This is a genomic window from Psychrosphaera sp. B3R10, assembly GCF_018861025.1.
Taxonomy (GTDB): Bacteria; Pseudomonadota; Gammaproteobacteria; order Enterobacterales; family Alteromonadaceae; genus Psychrosphaera; species Psychrosphaera algicola.
Map to the genome: position 1 here is coordinate 23360 of NZ_JAHKQH010000021.1, position 16014 is coordinate 39373.

A 16014-nucleotide genomic window follows, 5' to 3' on the forward strand; every position below is an offset into this window, starting at 1 on the left:
GACTATGACCTTAACCATAGCCTAAATTTAATAAAAAGCGCGTTTTGCATAATTAAAATGACGGTTTTGTAAAAATATGCTATTCCATTGTATTTAGCACTATCTAAGTAGCCAGCTAAGTTGCAACTTTTGCCAAATTCCTTGCGGTGCAATAAGGGCTTTAATTGCGGTTTTACATTTGCGATGAAAGCCATCACATACGGTCATCCCCGCGACCACTTTATACCTATTTCTAAGTTCGTTAAGTTTGGGCTTTATTGCTAAAATGCTGTTGTGTTTTTCGCTTTTCGCTAAGTCAGACATAAGATTTAGCGCATCAAATATGTATTGTTCGGTGGCGATAAGCTCTCTTTGGTCAATTAAATTAAGCTCTTCGGGGACAATTTGATTTGTTTGGATCCAGTTATCGGCATGACTCCACACTAACAAGTTATGCAAAGTGTGATCGGCATCTACTTGCAGTCCTTGATGAATAATTGGGCTGGCATCTTGGCCTCTGTCGAGCATTAATAAACAAACTGCATAATTGTAAAATCCTGCCATTGGTAATTTTGATAGGTCGTCAATTCCATCAAATAAATGGATCACATTATAATAGTGACCCGCTTGAATATAGACATCCATTAGCCTCATGACTAACTGGTCATCTTGATGTAAACGAGACTTGTTATCTGCAATCATTTTGTCGTCTGGTATTTCACTTTTTTCATGTAGATAGTCGAGAATGCTTGAAAATGCGCCGGCCCAACTGGGTTGCGATTGAATGGCCTCGATTTGTACGAGTAACTTATTAACCGGTTTGCGTTTATTATGCAGAAGAAACTTATCTGCCCATAAACTCGATTGCATGCGGCCACAATTTTCAAGTTGCAGACTCAACAGTTCGATGAGTTTTTCAGATGGAACATGATTGTTTAAACTTTTATATGCATGGTGCAAGGTGCCGTATATATCGCAGTGGTTGCTTATTAGCAACGTAAAGGCGTCAAGAGCTTCATCAATTTTATGAAGTTGGGTCAATACATTTACTTTCCTTGCGAGGGCAAAGTTTACCAAGCTAACTTTTTCATATTCAACTAAGCATGTCAGGGCAGCGTCAAACTGTGCCAAGTCGACTAATCGGTCGACGTAAGTCAGCATGATATATTCATCGCTCGGTGAAAGTTCATAAGCTCGTTTTAGACAATCCGTAGCTTCTTGTTTATCGCCGTAGGCTAAAATTTGTTCTCCTGCAACGCACAAAACGTCTGGGTCGTGTGGGTTTAGTGTAATGTGCCGTTGTGCAGCTTCAACCGCTCGTAATTTAGATTTATCGTCGTGTTCAATCAGTCGATCGAAAATGCCATAGAGTTTTTGCCAAGCTTGAATTAACCCACTTTTATTAAACAATAATTGATAGAGTACTGTCGCGGCCTCATCGTCTCTACCTGTTTGAGATAATAGTTCAGCTTTCGCAGTGGCTAATTCCACGGGCAATTGTTCTCCCCAGGGAGTTGAATTGAGTAGGTCTATCGCAGCGGTAAATTCACCTTGTCGTGTATATAATTGCGACAGTTGGGCGTAGCTGGACTCATCCATTGGATCGCATTGAATCGCCTGTTCAATGCAGCGCTTTTTAGTTTGTCTGTCATCGGCTAAAAAGGCTTTGAAACGCCATGTTGGTGCTAAATGTGGCTGATGAGTCGTGAGTTCATTTGCTAACTCGAATGCTTGCTCAGGCACCCCTAATTCGGCCGTTATTTCTTGAAGTTGCTCCCAGCCCCACGGGTAATCAATATTAAAACGAATGGCTTGTTTCAGATGAGTTAAGGCTTCTTGTTTTTTATTTAATTTTAATGCGTAATCAGCGTAAAAGCCATGCAGTATACCGTCAAGACTATTGTGACTTAAGCAATCCGCTATGGTTTGCAATGCTTGATTTAGGTTGCCTTGTTTTTCGTATAGCTCCGATTGTTTTTTGGCAACTGTGTCCCAAGATGGATTTATCTTTAGTGCCTTTTTAGTGCTCTCTATCGCTGCTGAAATATCCCCAATGGCAAGCTCTATATCGGCTTGTTCACTGTACATTCTTGGAATTAGCGGAAACTTTTCCTGACCGGTGTTAAGGATCTCAATGGCTTTATCCATCTTATGAAACTGACTGTAAAACTGCGCTGCGATGCAGTATGTAAACCACTCGTTGTGATAGCGAACTAACAACATGTCGACAAAATCTTGCAATTCACTTTCCGGCAGTAAGTGTTGTCCTTCATGCCAGTAATGCCAAATTCCACTGTCTATTGAATGTTGCTTTAAGAGCAATTGTTTAACAAAGGCGAGGGAGTTTTGCTTTTCTTCGCGACTCGAAGTGGTTGCCGTGATCAGCCAAAGAGCGGCGCTATTATCAACATCGATGTTTAACGCTTGTTTTGCTAGCTGTGTTGCTTGTTCGAAGTCGTTACAATAGTAATAACACTTAGCTAAAAACGCCGTTTGGAATGGTCCACAATTATGTCGTTGGTATGCTTCTTGTGCTTGTTTTAACGCTTCTGGATATTGATTTAATTGCAAATATGCATTGATTAACGTTTGATGCAAAAACCAATTGTCTGGTCGCAACGCTAACCCAGTGACTAGGTTATCAACAAGAAATTGAGGATCGTTATGCCAGTTGGCCGCATAGACATAAACAGATGAAATTTTAGGGTGTTGTTTAATGAGTGACTGTAACTCTAGATTGAGTTTTTCAGTTGCCCCAAATTTACTTAAACTCTGGAAATATAGGTTGGCAATGTCAGTGATAAAAGGGGCGTCAGAATATAACTGGTAATAACAGTTACAGGCTTGTTCCATCAATCCCTGTAATTCATTTAACCGGGCAGTTAATTTTACCCTTAGACGTTCGGATAGGACGTCTTTTTTACTTTCAATTAGTGCTTGTAAGGCTTCAATTTCTCCTACGTCGGCTAAGGCAAAGGCGAGTGTTGAAACCAAGTCACTGTCTTTTGGATGCATGGTTAACGCATTTTGCAGTACTTCAATTCCCTTGGCTTTTTGATTGATAATGCAATAGGCGTGGTAAAGTGAAATTGCGGGTGAGGCCGAACGTTCTTGATACTTTTCTACGCGTCTTTGTAACCAAGAAAGGGCACTTTCACTTTCACCTAAAATGTTGGCCATTTTAAAGTAGTTTTCTACATAAACCGCGTTAGTTTCGCTCATGCAGTGACTAATAAAGTAATATTCTTTGGCCTTTAAAAACTCTTGAATTGCCCAATAATAATTGCCGATAGAGTAGTAAACCGAAGCGCTTCTGCATCCAATAGTTTTTAATCTTAATAAAAGTTTCTCTACTAATTTGGGGTTTTCTGAAGTGTCACATATTTCATTAAATAGGGTTTCTGTAAGGTCGAGATTGTGATTTTTGTCTAAATAATCACTAAGCCACTTTAACGCGCCTTTACGGTCACCTAAGTCACGGATACAGAAATATTGTGAATTAAGTAATACGGTTTCATTTGGGGCTATGGCAAGTAATTTGTCGTTGGCGGATTGGATCAGTTTGGTATCGTTGAAAAAACACGCCAAATCGCGTTCCATAATTTGGGTCAAACGATGATCAGGCGCAATAGTTTTCATTTGCTCAAACACACTTGTCATTTTGTCAGCGTCTTGTACTTGCCTTGCGAGTTGATATTGATCTTGAATTGGGAATATGTGACGACAAGTTGTATCGATAAAATCTAATGTGTGACTGTTTTCTTTTGGCACAAAAGCCATGCAACGAGCGCCAAGAAACGATTCTTTTTCTATGGTTTCGTCTATCAACATTTCCTGCATCGCAGGCGAACTCGGATCCATGATATACATGCTGCCGTGGGGCAAATTATAGCCGATTACGGCTTGCATATGAGAGCTAAAGCCCGATGTGGTGACTAAAGCAAAAGGAATGTTTTGATCAATTAAGTTAATCAAAAGTGGCTTTGTTAATTCAAACTCTGCAAATGAAAAATCATGGTCTCTGAGCCATTGTCGTTCTTTGGTGTCTGGCGTGCCATCAAAACAAATATCTTCAGCGATAAGCTCAGAGTCATATTGCTTGCCAAAAAAACTCGCAATCGCTGCCATTGTAGTGGGTGCGCAAGTCAGGTGTTTTTGTCGGTAAAAGGGCACATCGAGAATTTTTTTACCAGCACTGACGTGTTCATTGATGTTTTCGTTTTGGTCAGTGTTTTGGTTAGTTTTGGCTCCTAATGCCGTTTGTTTAAACGTGTCTATGTTGCGACAAACCGCTTGCCAGTAGTACTGTTTACTTTGCTTTAACACCTGTTGGCCTTGTTCAGTGTCACCTTTTGCGAGTAAACACTGGCCATGTAATATTAAATAGTTGCGTTTGCTTTGACGGTCTTCTGCTATTTTTAGCGCATCATATTTTTGTAATGCGAGTTCACATTGTGGCCAATTTAAAAGTTCGGCGTAACTTGTTGCACAGTCTAACCACATTGACGCTGATTGAAATTTTGGCAGTTCACGCCAATAAATGTCGATCGCAAATTCTAGGCCTTTAGCGTGCTGAGCTGAATTAAAATAGGCACGTAAAGTTGATACTTTAGGCTCGGATTCATATAGGGATTTAGCGACATTATAAGCTTGTTCAAATTGATCCTGAGCAATGAGGTTTGAAATATGCAATATTTCAAACCAAGCCTTGTTATCGGTGACTTGCCGGCCTTTTTCTATTAGTTGTTCAGACTGTTCGTAGTTATGAAAAAGTCGTTGTAAAATGGCTTCAAATCCAATGATGTCATCTTCATCTTTGGGCTCGGTTATTTGGGATTTTGTCCGGTCAAAAAACTCTTTGGCTAATATGCAACCGTCTTTATTAAGTAAGTAGTACCAATGATCTTTAAGTTGTTCCGCTTTATCTGGAAATTGTCTATAGAGTTTTAGCGAGATGGCCTCAGCGTTTCTGTCCCCCCCTAAATGCGCATAAATGGCACTGGCAATTTTACGTTGCGCAATGAGTTGCCAACTGTCTATTGGCCCCCAGAGGTTTGTGCTAAACGTTAAGGCATCAGTGTAAAGACCTTGTTTCAATAACGCCTTAGTTTTTGTTACAGCAGTTTTTAATTGCTCATCTTCTTTTTCTACTGCAACTGTCGTCATTTACATTCCCTTAATCTTGACTTTAAACGCATAAAATAATTTTTGTTTGAGTGTATAGGTATTGCGAATAAATTAAAACATCAACTGATAAGTTAACCAGAACAATGCTTTAGCACTATAAAATATATGTTTTTGTTTGTTATAACGTCGTTTATGTAGAGTGTTTTTAAGGTGGGAAATGCATCTAGATTGAGTCGATATCGCCCATAGTTGACTCGTTGTATACCGGTAGGTACAATTTAAGCTCTTTGAATAAATAAGTTTGGGAACATTGTGGCGAGCGGCAGAAAAAAAGCATTTGATGAAAACACCGCCTTAAATGCTGCGATGGATGTTTTTTGGCAAAAGGGTTATGTAGGTGCGTCGTTAACTGACTTAACTCAACGTATGGGCATTAACAAGCCAAGCATGTACAGCTCGTTTGGCAATAAAGAAGCTTTATTTGTAAAAGCCACTCAGTGTTATCTCGATACTAAAATGAAACCCCATTTAGACTTGTTGTTTGCAGAGGGAGTTGGCCTTAAACAACGTTTAAAAAATCATATGATGTCGGTTGTATCGATGCAATGCAGCGATGACGGAGCCAAAGGCTGTTATCTCGTTTTATGCCAATCTGAACTCGAAAGCGGCGAAATTCCTGCAGAAGCTGAAACTTTGTTAAAACAAGCGGATGCAATACCAAAGCAAATTTTCACTGAATTATTTAAAACGGATCCGGAGTCAATAGAGCTTGGCCTGAACACTAAGGCGGCAGAGAATGCCTTGTGTTTGTACACGACGCTAAAAGGTACCGCAGCTATGGCCCGTTCAGGTGTCGATAAAGCTCAACTTGAATATAGTGTCGACGCTGTGCTTGCGGGCATAAGCACTCAGCTCCACTAGAATATTCATCTATTCTGTTGTTCGTTAACCCTGTTTTTATTATTTATGACCGCACCTAAGATTCAGTTGTGTTGAAATAGCGCCTCTAAGCTATTGACTATACAATCTGCCTCAATGCCCCAGGGATCAAATACAGCATTATCACTTCGTTTTACCCAAGCCGCCTGTAAACCAAAGGACTTAGCGCCGATAACATCAAACGGATTGCTCGATATCAACCAAGTTGATCCCGCTTTAGAGTTTGTTCGAGTTAATAAATGTTGATAGATATCTGGGTTTGGTTTGAATGTACTGATCTCATCTGCCGATACGATGTCGTTAAATAATGAATCTATTTGGGCATAGTTTAGTAAGCTTTCGACCGAACTACGCTCGCCATTAGAAAATGCGATTAACGTAAAGCGTTCACTGAGTCTCAACAGTGATTTTTTAACATCATCAAAAGCAGGCAAGGTTTTGTAACTTTGCAGTAACGAGTCTTGCTGCGCTTGGGTTAAATGAAGGTTTAAATGTTCACATGTGAAGGCTAAGGCGTCTTTGGTACAAATCGAGAAATGAACATATTGCTTCATTAGGCCTCGGCGAAAAGAATACTCGAGTTGTTTAGCTCGCCAAGTCTCTGAAAACACCATTGCATGCTCACCCATATAAGTTTCTAAAAGCGCTACAACGCCATGGGTATTAATTAACGTACCGTATACGTCAAAAGCAAGTGTTGGTTTCATCTTCTACCTCTTTTTAAAAGCGATTTACGCATAGTAATAGATTTAAATAGCGCTTTGTACTAATTCATCATTGACTTTATCGTACCGGTCGGTATAATTCGGGAAAATTATAATGTACCGGTCGGTATGAAAATGTTTTTGACGCTTATTATTAGGTCGAAGCTTCAGTCCGAGCCGTTCTATTCAAATCGCTAAAAATTAGGAATTATAATGACATCATTAACGATACATACAATTGAATCTTCACCTGCTGAAAGCAAGCCTGTATTAGAGCAGTCCGTAAAAACCAATGGCATGTTGCCAAATCTACACGGTGTTTTGGCATCTGCACCAAGTACATTAAAAGCCTATCAATCATTACATCAGTTGTTTATGGATTCGTCGTTTAACGCTGAAGAACTTACAGTTGTATGGCAGGGCATTAATGTGGAACACGGCTGCACATACTGTGTCCCTGCGCATACGGCGATTGCACATTCAATGAAAGTTGATCCAGCGATAACTGAAGCATTACGTAACCAAACGGCATTACCTACGGCAAAGTTACAGGCACTATTAGACATGACATTAATAATTGTCCGTCATAGAGGTCATGTCACTCCTGAAGAACTTGCTGCGTTTTATGCGGCAGGATACGGTGAGCAACAAGTGCTAGAAATCATTCTAGGCTTGTCTCAAAAAGTGATCAGTAACTATACAAATCACATTGCAAACACGCCACTAGATGCACCTTTTCAACCATTTGGTTGGGAAAAATCGTAAGCCACTTCCACTGATAAACGTGTTCCCAACATGATGCACACGTTTATCAATTTGTGTTTTTAGCCTAATGTTTGTTTAACGATATTTAGACAATTTACGTGTTTAAATGCGCTTTAAGTTGGTTTTATAAGGAAAGTGTTAATGGTGGATAAAGTGAAAATAGACATCATATCTGATGTTGTATGTCCTTGGTGCATTATCGGTTACAAAAATTTGCAACAAGCAATTGCCGAGTTGGATGTTGCAGATAGGGTCGAGATACAGTGGCAGCCATTTGAACTCAATCCTGATATGCCACCTGAAGGGGAAGAGTTACGGGCCCACTCAGCAAGAAAATACGGCTCAACGCCACAAAGTAGTGCTCAGTTTAGAATTGATATGACAAACCGTGGCAAGGAAGTTGGTTTCAGTTTTGACTATTTCGATAATATGAAGATAGTTAATACTCGCGAAAATCACATTTTGTTAGAGTACGCCAAAGAGTATGGCTTACAAACCGAGCTGAAATTACGTTTGTTCTCTGCATTTTTTTCCGAGCACAAAGACGTGTCAGACCGTGATGTGCTTAGAAGAGAAGCTGCTGCCGTTGGTTTAAATGCTGACGAGGCGATGGCAACATTAGACAGTGACGACACGATTCAAGCGGTTATAGAGCATGAAAAATTTTGGCAAGGTATTGGTGTGACGTCCGTACCTACGTTTGTCTTTAATCAATCGAGTGGCATTGCAGGTGCCCACCCTGTAGAAACATTCAAAAGTTTTCTCGCAAAAGAACTTAATATTAGCAATTAACATTGCTGTGTTAGTGACTTATGATAGCTGACATAAGTAAAAGGCCGCTTACAGAGCGGCCTTTTTAATGCTAGTTTTAGTTAACTCTACTTTTTAAACACGACGTCATTCGTGTTTAAAACCTCAAAACCTCAAAATGCCGCTTGAATTATACATACACGCCGAACAATAAGACATTGACACTCTGTATGAAAAACATACAATCGAAGTGGCAAACAGTAAGGAAACTAATATGAAAAACAGATGGAGTTTAGTCGTACACGAAGTCACAGAACAAACCGTAAATATTTGGTTGGGCACCTTGTTCCATGATTGCCGGAAACCTATCAAAGTAAACGTTAAGATCACCGATACAAACTCTCAACTCGTTGCTACCCAATCTGTTTTAAAAGCCGAATGGGAAAGACCATTTAGCGACATAAAATCCCAACGTTTCTGCAAGTTAGTCACCTTCGATGGACTTTTACCGGGTCAGGATTATGAAGTAGTGGTCAGTGAGGTTTTTGCTGATCCAAGTATGCAACCTGAAATCATGCTCTCTGCGGGTACGTTCACCACATTACCTAATTCGATTGCCGACATGGATAACGGTTTTACGGTTGGGCTTGGCAGTTGTTTTTATGAAGAATTTGATGGCGGACACGTAGGACTTGCCTACGAAACCTTAGTTAAATTTGATGAGTCTACGTACAGACCTCATATTAAATTTCTAACGGGGGACCAAGTATATTTAGATATTGGTTGGGATTCGCTCAGTTTAGTTCCGAAGGAAATACGAGATCGAATAGCAAACGATTATGCGCTGCATTGGCAGGCGTTGAGGGGCGCATTTAGGAATGGCGCAACTTGGTTTTTATCGGACGATCATGAGTTTTGGAATAACTACCCGCTGGTGAAAGGGTTGTCACCGTTTATCCAGGCTTTGAAGATCCCATCGGTAAAAGATGCGTGGCGAAAAACCGCTAAAGATGGGGTTAAAAATGTGCAGCGAAGTCAACCTGTTCGAGTGTTTACCATCGCTAATGAATTGTCATTTTGTCTGGCTGATCTTCGAGCTTATCGTACGACAAGAAACATAATGCCGGAAACCAATTTTAAAGACATTCTAAATTGGGTGAAGGGGTTAACCTGTCCGGGCGTATTGGTTTTGTCTCAGCCACTTATGGTAAAACAGTCGGGAAATGACGATAGAAATTTTGTGTATTATGAAAAGCAATACAAAAAACTCATAAAAGCGTTACATGACGCAGAACATGACGTTGTGGTGCTAAGCGGGGATGTACATCATGGCCGTATTTCAACTGTGGAATTTTCTAATCGCGATAATAAATTAATCGAAGTTGTCTCTTCTCCAATGTCTAATTTGTCCGGTATGAGCAGTATTGCAACCAGCGACATTACACGAAGCTCCAGACTCAAAAACTTCCCCCCGATAACGGTGCCAGGTGTTGAAAACTGTAAAATTAGTTATGAAACTCCCTGGAAAGTCACATCTGAATATAATTTGTTTGATATACGTTATTTAAATCGTCGAACCAAAGAGCACTTTTGTACACTAAATTTTGTTAAAAGCAGCGCTGGTGAGTTAACGGTTACTGTGCGTGCGTGGTTAGTTCGCGAAAAAGATCGTAAAACAGGTTTACCAAAACAAGATTGGTTGAAAAAGCCGATGGTATTTACATTGACCTAAACCTAAACCTAAACCTAAACCTAAACCTAAACCTAAACCTAAACCTAAACCTAAACCTAAACCTAAACCTAAACCTAAACCATAACTAATAAATTAGTGGCTACGCCTTTGTTTATAATAACAGGGGCTTCACAAAGTATGCTTTTAAGTAATCGATTAACAACCTTAGCTTTTTTGAGTCAGCGCCGCCGGGTGGAAATACGCCGTAGACATTAATATCGTTCATCGCATAATCGTCTAATACGGAAATAAGCGAGCCTTGTTGAATTTTGGGCTTAGCATCATATATTGGAATTCGAGCGATCCCGTGTCCACCTTCCACAAAGGCTGTTCTTGCAGCAGCATTATTGGTATTTATAGAGCCTTTCATTTCAATGCTAAACGACCGTGTGCCCTTGGTTAACTCCAAAGTGCCAGAGGTCAGTTTATAGATAACCCATTGGTGTTTATCAAGATCTGTCGGGTGTGTAGGAATACCAAACTTTTCAAAATAGGACGGTGCACCACAAAGGCAAGTACGAAGCGTAGATAGTTTTGTGGCTTGTAACCCTGAGTCAGCAAGCGGAGCGCCACGAATTGCCAAGTCTATGCCTTCTTTCATGATGTTCACAACTTCATCAGTTAACATGACATCGAGTTCGATTTTAGGGTAAAGGGTTTTAAACTCATTTAATGCCGGCACTATGGTTTGAAGTCCAACATTAACTGGACAGGTTATTTTAAGAAGACCCACAGGTTCATGTTTTAAGTTTTCGATTTGTTGATTGGCAGCGGAGGCTTGTTCGGCAATAACCCGGCAATGTTGATAGTAGTCGCTGCCGGCCTCGGTTAACGAGATGGTACGTGTTGACCGATTGAGCAATTTTATGCCCAAATGTGCCTCTAACTTTTTGATATGATAACTCACCACGGCACGAGATAGGCCCAGCCTTTTTGCCGCACCGCTTAGGGTGCCTTGCTCGATAACTTGGGCAAATACCACCATACTTTTTAGTTGATCAAACGAAATATCCAATGGGTTAGCTCACTTCATATATGCCATAGACAATTGAATTTAGATTGTATCATTTATTGATACAAAGATGTTTGTTTTGTCTGCATTGTCAGCTTTGTTTGCGTTCTGTAAGCTCTACCCAAGTTAATAGAACTAACAAGAACAACGATACAAAATAGTTTGTTATTCGTTTTCAAAAAGTGAACACATAGAGGCTCAACATGACTGCAAAAAAAATATTAATGGTACTTACTTCGCATGCGGATTTAGGCAATACAGGCGAAAAAACAGGTTTTTGGGTTGAAGAATTTGCTGCACCATATTACGCATTTATTGATGCGGGTATTGAAGTGACATTAGCGTCGCCATTAGGCGGGCAACCACCGATTGATCCAAAAAGCGAATTAGATGACTTCCAAACCCCTGCAACAATCAAATATTATGCAGACAAGGCAACACAGGACATTGTTGCGAGCACGCACGTATTAGCTGATGTTAATGCAGAAGATTACGACGCTGTGTTCTACCCTGGCGGTCACGGTCCATTATGGGATCTAACAGATAATAACGATTCCATTAAATTGATTGAAAACTTTCTTGCTGCAAATAAACCGGTTGCGGCGGTTTGCCACGCAACGGCAGCACTTTTAAACGTTAAAGACGCTACTGGTGCATATGCGATTAAAGGAAAAGCGGTGTCAGGCTTTACAAATACTGAAGAAGACGCTGTGCAACTTACCGATATTGTTCCATTTTTGTTAGAAGATGAATTAATTAAACGTGGTGGCGACTACCAAAAGGTGGCTGACTGGAATGCGTTTTCTGTTCAAGATGGTTTATTTATCACAGGTCAAAATCCAGCAAGTTCGGTACTAGTGGCACAGAAGCTGTTAAGTACAATTGTTTAATTACCGTTTGGACATAACCACGTTATTTCTAAAATAGTTAAATAAAAGTGATCATTTTTTCGCTTAGCTAACTACCTATGTTGTATATAGTTAAGCGCTTTATTTTTCCATGCAGCTGACTCAACTTAATTGCGTTGCATTACCCTAAAAGAAAAGGAATTAGCCTTGTTAAATTTTAGTTTCCAAAACCCAACAAAAATTCATTTTGGCGAAGGTCAAATCGCTAAGATCACTAAAGAAATTCCAGCAGATGCTAAGGTTTTATTAGTATACGGCGGTGGTTCGATAAAAAGTAATGGTGTTTACGACCAAGTTGTCACGGCATTAGCTAATCACACATGGTTTGAGTTTTCCGGTATCGAACCAAACCCAAGCTACGACACATTAATGAAAGCACAAAATATCATCAAACAAGAAAGTATTGATTATTTACTGGCTGTTGGTGGTGGATCTGTTGTCGACGGTGCTAAGTTTATTTCAGCTGCCGCTTTATTTGAAGGCGACGATCCCTGGGACATTCTTGTTAAACAATCACCTGTAAATAACGTTTTACCCATTGGCGCAGTGTTAACCTTACCGGCAACGGGTTCTGAAAGTAATGGTAATTCAGTAGTGACACGTGATGGGAATAAAATACCATTCTCAAGCCCGTTATTACGCCCGCAGTTTGCTGTACTAGACCCTAAGGTGACATTGTCGTTGTCTGACCGTCAGATCAGTAACGGTGTAGTAGACGCATTTGTGCATGTAATGGAGCAATATTTAACATACAGCGTAAATGGCAAGGTTCAAGATCGTTTCGCAGAAGGTTTATTATTGACTCTAATCGAAGAAGGGCCAAAAGCATTACAAGCAGATACGAAAGAAGACTTAGAAATTCGCGCTAATATTATGTGGTCCGCGACGATGGCGCTAAATGGCCTCATTGCGGCTGGTGTGCCACAAGACTGGTCTACTCATATGATAGGTCACGAGTTAACTGGTGGTTTTGGTATTGACCACGCAAGAACCTTATCAATTATTCTTCCTGCCGTTATGAAAGTTAAGCGAAATGAAAAACGTGAAAAACTCATTCAATATGCTGAGCGAGTATGGTCGTTGTCGGGTAATGACGATGCTGCAAAAATTGATAAAGCTATCGAGTTAACCGAAGACTTCTTTAAACGTATGGGTGTACCAACTCGCCTATCGGATGTCGACATTAACGAAACACACGTTGATGGCATTATAGATAAGTTAAAACAACATGGCATGGTTCAACTTGGCGAACACGGTGATATTACATTGGATGTCAGTCGTGAAATTGTCGAGTTAGCGCTTTAGCTTAAAACATACGAATTATTCCATGATTACGGCCGAGCCAATCTTAGAATTGGACTCAAATAATTAGGTTACTGATTGTCTGTCATAAAGCAAAACCGTCACTTAGTAACCTAACGACTCATTAGATAGAGAGATTAATATGAACGAATTAAATTCAGTACTTTATACCGCGGAAGTTACCACAACAGGTGGCCGTGACGGCGCTTCTAAATCAACTGACGGCCACTTAGATATTTCTTTGTCGACGCCAAAAGGCCTCGGCGGACTTGGCGGCGAAGGCACGAACCCTGAGCAATTGTTTGCTGCGGGTTATTCTGCATGTTTCATCGGCGCACTTAAAGTTGTTATGGGCCAGGCAAAAATTAAGTTTCCTGAAGATGGCTATGTAAATGCAAAAGTATCTATTGGTCCAATTACTCAAGGTTTTGGTATTGAAGCAGAACTCAACATTTCTTTAGGTAATATTGATAAAGAAACAGCGACGGCATTGGTCGAAAAAGCGCATGTTGTTTGCCCTTATTCGAATGCAACACGTGGCAATATTAAAGTTACGTTAAACGTTTTATAAATAACTGGCTAAGAGGGATTTTTTTGATGACGTTAGATAACCAATCAGCAACGGCCAATCGTCAGATTGTATTGGCATCACGCCCGTTTGGCGCACCAACAACTGACAATTTTAAAACGGTATTAACTGACCGACCTACGCCTAAAAGTGGAGAGGTTTTGTTACGTACCGTTTATTTGTCACTTGACCCGTATATGCGTGGCCGAATGAATGATGCCAAATCCTACGCCGACCCTGTTGCAATAAATGGTGTGATGGTCGGCGGCAGTGTGTGTCGTGTTGAAGAGTCTCATCATGCTGACTTTAATCAAGGTGATTGGGTTGTTGCATATGGTGGCTGGCAAGATTACAGCATCTCCGATGGTGACAACTTGCTTAAGCTTGATGATACGATCACTAACCCTTCATATGCGTTAGGCGTATTGGGTATGCCTGGTTTAACTGCCTATATGGGATTGTTAGATATAGGTCAACCAAAGGCCGGTGAAACCGTAGTCGTAGCAGCAGCGTCTGGTGCCGTTGGCAGTTTAGTAGGGCAGATAGCTAAGATCAAAGGTTGTCGAGTCGTTGGTATTGCTGGTGGCGCAAAGAAGTGCCAATACGTAGTCGATACGCTTGGATTTGATGCCTGTTTAGATCATTACTCAGATGAATTACCACAACAACTCGCAAATGCATGCGGTGACGGTATCGATGTGTATTTCGAAAATGTTGGCGGTAAAGTCTTTGACGCGGTATTGCCTTTACTTAACTCAAGTGCACGTATTCCGCTGTGTGGTCTTATTTCACAATACAATGCCACCGAATTACCAAGTGGACCTGACCGTACCTCGGCATTGATGGGCGCATTACTTGTTAAGCGCATTAAGATGCAAGGGTTTATCGTATTTGATGACTATGGTCATAGATACAATGAATTTAGCGAGGCGATGGCCAGCTGGTTATCTGCGGGTAAAATTCAATACAAAGAACATTTGGTGGAAGGATTCGAGAATACGGTATCGTCATTTATCGGTTTGCTTGAAGGTAAAAACTTTGGCAAGTTGGTGGTTCGTATTGGCCCTGACAACCTAAGTTAACTTAAATTTTAAATGGATGCCTTTACTTTAACAGTAAGGGCATTTTGTTTGTATGAATCAAAATATAGACCAGTTAACGGCTATATAAGCTAAGGGAAAGTTATGATAACGGTACATCATTTAAATGCGTCACGTTCAAAACGTGTTCTGTGGTTACTCGAAGAGTTGCAGTTACCTTACGACGTGGTAAAGCATCAGCGGGACCCGGTAACACAATTGGCTCCTGATAGTTTAAAACAAGTTCATCCTCTTGCAAAAGCGCCGGTCATTGTCGATGGTGAGCTAACACTTTGTGAATCAGGTGCGGTTATGGAATACCTATTAGACCAAGACCCACAAAACCGATTACGTCCGGTTGCCCGTTCGCAGGAATATTATCATTATTTAGAATGGTTACACTTTGCTGAAGGCTCATTAAGCCTCCCCGTGATTACGTCTTTATTTATGACGATGGAAGGGCGCGACGGCACTAAACCAATGGATGGTTATATCGCTAAAGAAATTGCCCTCGATTTTTCTTATATTGAATCGACGTTAACCCAACGTCCTTATTTTGCCGGCGATAACTTTACCGCGGCTGACATCATGATGACCATTATGTTAGAAATTGCCGGTAAACGAGGCATGTTAAAGGGACGCACTAATACATTGGCCTATTTAACAACGATGCAAAGCAGGGCCGCCTATCAAGCGGCGTTTAGCCAAGGCTAAAATTAAAGGCTAACTTGCATTGAAGTGCCTAATCAATCATTAGGCACGTTATCTCGGTTTACTGCTGTAATTTCGGTAAAAAGTGTCTGTGTTGGGCAGTATTATCACCCTTGTTATTCTCACACCTAATATTATGCACCGGTTCAAAAATAGCCAATTTTGAATTGTGAATACCGTATAATTCACATCCTCATTTTTTATCTTTTGTACCTTCTTATAGAAGTAACAATTTTAGTTTTTTTCATTTTAATTTAATGGTTAACAACAAGCTAGATTACATTTTCAGGTATTACACTTACGATGTATATTGAATATTTAGATTGTTGTTTTGTTAGTCGGTTTGTTTTCTTCCTTGATTGTGCGATTAACGTCAATTGGGCTGAAAAAAAAGCCGTAAATATCATTTAAAAAACTAAAAGGGGCTTTGTATTAAAA

12 protein-coding genes are annotated in these 16014 nt (G+C 40.3%); 9 read left to right on the top strand and 3 right to left on the bottom strand.

Going from position 1 to position 16014, the window contains the following annotated elements; all coding sequences use genetic code 11:
* Nucleotides 1–99 precede the first annotated feature (99 nt).
* Nucleotides 100–5145: a C39 family peptidase gene (locus tag KO525_RS06970; protein ID WP_215963079.1), complete on the bottom strand. Its 5046-nt coding sequence runs from the start codon at nucleotides 5143–5145 to the stop codon at nucleotides 100–102.
* A gap of 273 nt (nucleotides 5146–5418) precedes the next feature.
* Here KO525_RS06970 and KO525_RS06975 point away from each other — a divergent pair, with 273 nt between their 5' ends.
* Entirely contained in the window at nucleotides 5419–6027 is a 609-nt protein-coding gene (locus KO525_RS06975; RefSeq protein WP_303520908.1) for a TetR/AcrR family transcriptional regulator, read from the top strand.
* 62 nt (nucleotides 6028–6089) lie between these two features.
* On the opposite strand, the gene KO525_RS06980 is transcribed toward KO525_RS06975, so the two are convergent.
* Complete coding sequence (locus KO525_RS06980) at nucleotides 6090–6752, bottom strand: haloacid dehalogenase type II (protein WP_215963080.1); 663 nt, start codon at nucleotides 6750–6752, stop codon at nucleotides 6090–6092.
* Nucleotides 6753–6962: 210 nt separating this feature from the next.
* On the opposite strand from KO525_RS06980, the gene KO525_RS06985 reads away from it, so the two are divergent.
* From KO525_RS06985 to KO525_RS06995, 3 genes are all read left to right on the top strand, one after another.
* Nucleotides 6963–7514, top strand: coding sequence for a carboxymuconolactone decarboxylase family protein (locus tag KO525_RS06985; protein WP_215963081.1), 552 nt, complete (start codon nucleotides 6963–6965; stop codon nucleotides 7512–7514).
* 141 nt (nucleotides 7515–7655) lie between these two features.
* Nucleotides 7656–8306 carry a DsbA family oxidoreductase gene (locus KO525_RS06990; protein ID WP_215963082.1) on the top strand — a complete coding sequence of 217 codons (651 nt, stop codon included), beginning with the start codon at nucleotides 7656–7658 and terminating at the stop codon, nucleotides 8304–8306.
* A 232-nt stretch (nucleotides 8307–8538) separates the two neighbouring features.
* On the top strand, nucleotides 8539–9996 hold the full coding sequence (locus KO525_RS06995; protein WP_215963083.1) for a hypothetical protein: 1458 nt from the start codon (nucleotides 8539–8541) through the stop codon (nucleotides 9994–9996).
* Nucleotides 9997–10108: 112 nt separating this feature from the next.
* Here the strand turns inward: KO525_RS06995 and KO525_RS07005 are convergent, their stop codons facing one another.
* The gene (locus KO525_RS07005) at nucleotides 10109–11011 is read right to left on the bottom strand and encodes a LysR family transcriptional regulator (RefSeq protein WP_215963084.1); all 903 of its coding nucleotides are present in this window, start codon (nucleotides 11009–11011) and stop codon (nucleotides 10109–10111) included.
* A gap of 200 nt (nucleotides 11012–11211) precedes the next feature.
* On the opposite strand from KO525_RS07005, the gene KO525_RS07010 reads away from it, so the two are divergent.
* The 5 genes from KO525_RS07010 (at nucleotide 11212) to KO525_RS07030 (ending at nucleotide 15579) form a co-directional block, all read left to right on the top strand.
* The gene (locus KO525_RS07010) at nucleotides 11212–11898 is read left to right on the top strand and encodes a type 1 glutamine amidotransferase domain-containing protein (protein WP_215963085.1); all 687 of its coding nucleotides are present in this window, start codon (nucleotides 11212–11214) and stop codon (nucleotides 11896–11898) included.
* Between the two features lie 165 nt (nucleotides 11899–12063).
* Entirely contained in the window at nucleotides 12064–13221 is a 1158-nt protein-coding gene (locus KO525_RS07015; RefSeq protein ID WP_215963086.1) for an iron-containing alcohol dehydrogenase, read from the top strand.
* A 139-nt stretch (nucleotides 13222–13360) separates the two neighbouring features.
* Complete coding sequence (locus tag KO525_RS07020; protein WP_215963087.1) at nucleotides 13361–13789, top strand: organic hydroperoxide resistance protein; 429 nt, start codon at nucleotides 13361–13363, stop codon at nucleotides 13787–13789.
* Between the two features lie 26 nt (nucleotides 13790–13815).
* Nucleotides 13816–14868 (top strand): NADP-dependent oxidoreductase, encoded by a 1053-nt coding sequence (locus KO525_RS07025; protein WP_215963088.1) that lies wholly within the window; start codon nucleotides 13816–13818, stop codon nucleotides 14866–14868.
* A gap of 102 nt (nucleotides 14869–14970) precedes the next feature.
* The gene (locus KO525_RS07030; RefSeq protein WP_215963089.1) at nucleotides 14971–15579 is read left to right on the top strand and encodes a glutathione S-transferase family protein; all 609 of its coding nucleotides are present in this window, start codon (nucleotides 14971–14973) and stop codon (nucleotides 15577–15579) included.
* The last annotated feature ends 435 nt before the right edge of the window (nucleotides 15580–16014 follow it).

What these genes read in the sequence shown, in the direction of transcription:
- KO525_RS06995 (WP_215963083.1), top strand. Translation starts at nt 8,539, where the DNA reads ATGAAAAACAGATGGAGTTTAGTCGTACACGAAGTCACAGAACAAACC.
- KO525_RS07010 (WP_215963085.1), top strand. Translation starts at nt 11,212, where the DNA reads ATGACTGCAAAAAAAATATTAATGGTACTTACTTCGCATGCGGATTTA.
- KO525_RS06970 (WP_215963079.1), bottom strand. Translation starts at nt 5,145, where the DNA reads ATGACGACAGTTGCAGTAGAAAAAGAAGATGAGCAATTAAAAACTGCT.
- KO525_RS07025 (WP_215963088.1), top strand. Translation starts at nt 13,816, where the DNA reads ATGACGTTAGATAACCAATCAGCAACGGCCAATCGTCAGATTGTATTG.
- KO525_RS06990 (WP_215963082.1), top strand. Translation starts at nt 7,656, where the DNA reads ATGGTGGATAAAGTGAAAATAGACATCATATCTGATGTTGTATGTCCT.
- KO525_RS07030 (WP_215963089.1), top strand. Translation starts at nt 14,971, where the DNA reads ATGATAACGGTACATCATTTAAATGCGTCACGTTCAAAACGTGTTCTG.
- KO525_RS06985 (WP_215963081.1), top strand. Translation starts at nt 6,963, where the DNA reads ATGACATCATTAACGATACATACAATTGAATCTTCACCTGCTGAAAGC.
- KO525_RS06980 (WP_215963080.1), bottom strand. Translation starts at nt 6,752, where the DNA reads ATGAAACCAACACTTGCTTTTGACGTATACGGTACGTTAATTAATACC.
- KO525_RS07020 (WP_215963087.1), top strand. Translation starts at nt 13,361, where the DNA reads ATGAACGAATTAAATTCAGTACTTTATACCGCGGAAGTTACCACAACA.